This is a genomic window from Caldisericum sp. (assembly GCA_022759145.1).
Taxonomy (GTDB): Bacteria; Caldisericota; Caldisericia; order Caldisericales; family Caldisericaceae; genus Caldisericum.
Genome location: JAEMPV010000155.1, coordinates 1 through 3,400 on the forward strand (window position 1 = coordinate 1; position 3,400 = coordinate 3,400).

The window sequence follows — 3,400 nt, forward strand, 5'->3', positions numbered from 1 at the left end:
TTCTAAGAGAGCTTGGAATAAGTGCAGAGTGGGATGTAATAAAAGGAGACGATAGGTTTTTCACCATCACAAAAAAGATGCACAATGCATTGCATGGTGTCTCTGTTGAAATAACCAATGAAGAGTTTGACTACTTTCTACATGTTAATAGAAAGAATTTTGGTGTTCTAAATAGTAATGCAGATATTATTTTCATTCACGACCCACAGCCTATTGCGCTGGTTGAGAAGAAAAAAGATTTCAGTGCGTTGTGGCTGTGGCGTTGCCATATCGACTTCTCGAGGCCCAAGGAATTTGTATGGCAGTTTTTGAAAAACTATGTTGAATCTTACGATACGGCTGTGTTTTCTGCACCTGCTTTTGCAAGAGAACTTAGGATTCCGCAAGTATTGATATCTCCTTCCATTGATCCTCTGAGCGACAAAAATAGGGAACTTACAGGCAACGAGATAAATGCAGTTTTTGAAAGGTTCAATATTGATAAGGGGAAGCCAATAATTACTCAGATTTCAAGGTTTGATTACTTGAAGGACCCTATAGGCGTAATCGAAGCATATAAACTGGTAAAAAAGCACATAGATTGTCAGTTGATTTTGGCGGGTGGTGGTGCAACTGACGACCCAGAAGGAGAGAAGGTTTTAGCAGAAGTTATGGACAGAGCATCATCCGACCCGGATATACATGTGCTCCTTCTTCCACCTGGTTCTGATATTGAGATAAACGCACTTCAAAGAGGGTCGACTGTTATCCTGCAAAAGTCCTTGAGAGAAGGTTTTGGGCTTACGGTTGCCGAGGCTCTCTGGAAAGCTAAGCCGGTTATTGCGTCTGCAGTTGGTGGCATTCCGCTTCAAATAACCCATAAATTTTCAGGAATTTTAACATTAACGGTCGAGGGGACAGCCTACTGGATAAAGCAGTTAATCCAGGCGCCTGAGTTTGCATACAACCTTGGAAGAAACGGAAGAGAACATATAAAGAATAATTTCCTTATCACAAGACACCTTAGAGACTATATGCTCACTTTCTTATCAATGATGAACAAAGGAGAAGTAGTTAAACTGTAAGTTAATCACTTAAATAAATCAATTTTTAAAATTTTGTTTATTTTTCATTCCTAATATAATTTGTTAGATAGATAGGAGGCTTTATGCTTAAATTTGAAAACATTAGCGATGTTGAAAAGTTCATACAGAAGAATGAGGTAAAACAGATTGACATTAAGTTTACTAATCTTTTCGGTGGGCTTCATCACATTACAATTCCCTCGAGTACCTTAAAAAAGGCAGTAAGCGAAGGTATAGGGGTAGACGGATCTTCAATCCCTGGATTTGCAAAAGCCGAGAAAAGCGATGTTGCGCTATTTCCGGATTTAGAAACAGGGTTTATTGACCCATTTTTTGATGTTAAAACCTTGTCTTTCTTTGGTAGCATTTATCTTCCTGATGGTGCCCCGCATCCATTTGATTCTAGATATATTGCAATGAAGGCCGAGAATTTTCTAAAAGAAAAGCCGTATGCAGATAAAAGCATGTGGGGACCAGAATTTGAGTTTTATGTTTTTGATAGGGTTAGATGCAAGAATGCAGAGAATATAGCTTACTATGAAATAGAATCAGAAGAGGCGGGTTTCTATACACAGGATAACCCATTTGATTGGAACTATGAAATAAGAAAGGCGAAGGGTTATCATGCGATCCCTCCCAAAGATCGCCTTTATAACTTCAGGTCAGAACTCGCTATGATATTTGAAAATGCAGGTATAAGTGTTCGATATCATCACCATGAAAACGGAAGTGCAGGACAGATGGAGATCGAGGTCCAATTAAAAGGACTTCTTGAAAGCGGTGACCAGGGACAGTTAGCAAAATATTTTATTAAAATGCTTGCGTTTGAAAATGGTTTTGTTGCAACCTTTATGCCAAAGCCTCTTTACAATGAGGCAGGATCAGGAATGCATTTCCATCAGGTTCTTCTTAAGGATGGGTTGAACGCATTTTTCGAAAATGAGTCAAAGGGTTTTGAATTGACGGAAACTGCCCTTTCTTACATTGCTGGTTTGCTTATTCACTCTCCATCGCTTCTTGCAATTACAAACCCTTCAACAAATTCCTACAAAAGACTTTTTTCTGGTTTCGAGGCACCCAATAGGGCATTTTTCTCGTTCTCAAACAGAAAAGCTTCAATAAGAATTCCTGTTTATGTTAAAGATCCTCTTGAAAAGAGAATTGAGTTTAGACCACCTGATGCTACAGGAAATGTCTACCTTTCAATGTCGGCAATGCTTCTTGCAGGAATTGATGGTATCGAAAATAGTTTAAACCTTAAAGCAAAGAATCTTGATAGCGAAGACAGTGCAATTATGCTTCCAAAAAACCTCGAAGAAGCACTTACAAATCTCTCAAGTGATAATAAATACCTCACTAATAATGGTATTTTTGATAGGCGTTTTGTGAATGTGTGGATCGAAAGCAAATTGAAAGACGCAAATGAAGTAAATGCGCGTCCTCACCCATACGAAGTAGAACTCTATCTTGATTGCTAAAGCGAAACATAAAATACTTAAAGCCCTGCGCTTAAAATCAGGGCTTTTTTATTTACGGCAATAAATCGTTTTGAAATTGGTCTGAAATGGTGGGCTTCTGGTAAACACAGTTTGAGGCTGTGTAGTCAAAAGCTTCTTCAACAGTTATTTTTCCTTCCTTAGGATTTGTGTCTGCTTTTTCACTAATCATTCCTTCCACAACGAAATAATAGGTGAATTGACCATGCCCGAGATCTGAAAACTCATAACTTACGCCAGACTCTGAACATGCCATATTTATGACTCTTCCTGTTAAAGCAAGATCAGTCATTCCGCCAGAAAGGCAAGAGTCGAAAGCAAAAATAATCCTGTTTGTAGCAAAGCCATCAAAAAGTTGCTTTAGTTCGCCGTCCCAAAGATAATCAAAATTGCCATCGTTTTCCCAGATCACGATTGATTCATCAATATTTTCGTTGTCTCCGTCATCTGCCTTCCCTTTGGCACCGTGTTCGCTAAAGAAGAAGAAAACTTCGTCATCTTTTCCTACTTTTGCTTTGAGGCTCGTTATTGCACTTTCGATGCTTGCCCTGTTTGCATTCCCATTTGTTAAGAAAACAATGTTTCCTTCTGGATATCCATATTTTCCCGTTGATGCTTGCTTCATACTCTCTGCATCCGCAACGCAATACTGTAGGTCGCTTGAATCTCCTGGATAGTCATTTATCCCAATCACTATAGCGTATTTTGTGCCAGTGCATGTTGCGCCTAATATCCCGGTTGCAGCAGTTGTTGTCGGTTTACCACCAACAGGTTTTCCTTTAATACTTGATTTTTTTACAATTTCAATATCCGTTGCGTGGATTGGTTTTCCTTCGTTTG

General features: G+C 38.9%; 3 protein-coding genes. 2 read left to right on the plus strand and 1 reads right to left on the minus strand.

Going from position 1 to position 3,400, the window contains the following annotated elements; all coding sequences use genetic code 11:
- Positions 1-1,064, plus strand: a 1,064-nt coding sequence (locus JHC30_08245; GenBank protein MCI4464131.1) for a glycosyltransferase, incomplete at its 5' end; no start/stop codon positions are given.
- 83 nt (positions 1,065-1,147) lie between these two features.
- Positions 1,148-2,542, plus strand: coding sequence for a type I glutamate--ammonia ligase (gene glnA, locus JHC30_08250; protein MCI4464132.1), 1,395 nt, complete (start codon positions 1,148-1,150; stop codon positions 2,540-2,542).
- Positions 2,543-2,594: 52 nt separating this feature from the next.
- On the opposite strand, the gene JHC30_08255 is transcribed toward glnA, so the two are convergent.
- Positions 2,595-3,400 (minus strand): caspase family protein (locus JHC30_08255; protein ID MCI4464133.1); only part of this gene is annotated, 806 nt, incomplete at its 5' end.

Excerpts from the sequence above, each read along its gene's own strand:
- glnA (MCI4464132.1), top strand. The coding sequence starts at position 1,148 with ATGCTTAAATTTGAAAACATTAGCGATGTTGAAAAGTTCATACAGAAG.